Origin of the sequence: Seonamhaeicola sp. NFXS20, from assembly GCF_049132085.1 — a bacterium.
GTDB lineage: Bacteria > Bacteroidota > Bacteroidia > Flavobacteriales > Flavobacteriaceae > Seonamhaeicola.
This window is the reverse complement of the sequence record NZ_JAFMPU010000035.1, coordinates 1-1,725: the sequence shown is the minus strand read 5'-3', so window position 1 is coordinate 1,725 and position 1,725 is coordinate 1. Positions and strand designations below refer to the sequence as shown.

At 30.7% G+C, this 1,725-nt stretch carries 3 protein-coding genes; all 3 read left to right on the top strand.

Features of this window, described 5'->3' with window-relative positions:
• The first annotated feature begins 164 nt into the window (after positions 1–164).
• Entirely contained in the window at positions 165–623 is a 459-nt protein-coding gene (locus J1D01_RS17340; RefSeq protein WP_421151765.1) for a hypothetical protein, read from the top strand.
• A 201-nt stretch (positions 624–824) separates the two neighbouring features.
• Positions 825–1,145, top strand: coding sequence for a hypothetical protein (locus J1D01_RS17335; protein ID WP_421151764.1), 321 nt, complete (start codon positions 825–827; stop codon positions 1,143–1,145).
• 3 nt (positions 1,146–1,148) lie between these two features.
• Entirely contained in the window at positions 1,149–1,589 is a 441-nt protein-coding gene (locus J1D01_RS17330; protein WP_421151763.1) for a hypothetical protein, read from the top strand.
• Positions 1,590–1,725 lie beyond the last annotated feature (136 nt).

Below are 1,725 nucleotides of genomic sequence, written 5' to 3'. Positions count from 1 at the left end.
TGGTTCTTTGCAACTTTATAGAAAGAGAGGACTGGTACGTGTAAGGGAGCTATAAATCTAAAACACGTTATAGTTCTCCTCTTTTTCTATCTAAAGTTATTTAATACAAACTAAAGAAACACGTTGTAAAACATTTGAGAAAAGCGTTCCAAATACTAATTATTGTGCTGATTTCAGTTTCTTGTTCCAATTCAAAAAAAGGAATTATTACTGAAAACAGGACTCTTTTTGTTTTCGACTTAGATTCTTTAAAAAGAACAGAAAACTATAAACTGACAATTGAAATTAGAGATACTTTAACCAAATACAAATACCAAAATCTGACTGACGAAAGTAAAAATATGAATGTGTTTTACATTCCAAAAACTAAAACAATAAAATTTGCAATGTGGAATTATATTCCAAAAAAAGACTCGAATTTTAATGCCCTTTCAATTTCCAAAACGGAATTCTTGAATTACGTAATGCAAGAACCAGAAACCGACGGAACTGGACCCATTTTGTTTAACCCTGAATATGGCATTTTAGGAATTGGAAATGTAATGGCGCCGAATTTTGTTTATTTAAAAAATCAATCTGATTTAAAAATTTTGGATAAAATAATTGACAAATTAACTGAATAAAAAAAACGTTTTACAACACCGTGTATAAAAAATTGCTAGTTTTATACTAAACCAATGTTAGTTGCTTTGCTTGCTTGCTTCTGATTTTCCTTCGGAAAATCCTCGCACACAAGCACGCAACTTTCCATACACATAAACGTTGTAAACAATTTAAGACATACATTGAAAAAAGCATTAAAATACGGATTTCTGATTTTCGGAATGCTAATTCTAATCGGTTTTGCACTGAAAGGAAATATCACGCACGAACAATTTGACTCTGAAAAGTGGAAAAACTGGACGGAATCTGAATCTGAATGGTCATTGCGTTGGGATATGATGAACAGTTTGAGGAATAATCACGAACTAAAAGGAAAATCTAAGACTGAAATAATTGAATTGTTGGGAATTCCAGAAACTAAAAACGAATCCGAATTTGGTTACTATTTAGGAATGGCTAAACACGGAATTGACACAGGTCATTTGACAATCAAATTTGACAAAAACGACAAAGTAACTAGTTTTAATGTTAGACATAGTTAATGAATGAAGCAAATAATATTTACCTTAACTTTTATAATTAGTATTTCAATTAACGGAATTGCACAATCAAATGTAGATGTTAATGAAATGGTTGGATTTGGTTGCTACGAGGACGGAAGTCAATCAAAGGCAGTTCAGAAAGTTTCCAAACTAATTGACAAAGAAAAATACAATTCCATTATTAAACTTCTTGATTCGGAGAATAATGCTGAAAAATATCTAGCTGTAGTTGTTTGCGAAAAACTAACTGAATTAAACAAACTCACTCTGACAAAAGAACTAAAAGGAAAAATTTCGGAAGTATATAAATCTAACGGAATTGTTTCTGTTTGCTCTGGTTGCGTTTATTGGGACAAACTGACTTTGAAAAAAATGCTTGATAAAGAAAATGATATGCGAATATCTGCAAATTATTGGCTTGACTATAAATTTAAAAAAGAATAAAACTGTTTACAACAATGGTAACCGTTGCACAAGCCCATAATGTATCCTAAAATTATAATTAGAAACCGTCTTTTAAAGGCGGTTTCTGTTTTTATACACTTAAAAACTCTGGTGTTTTAAAAGGCTTTAAAAGCAT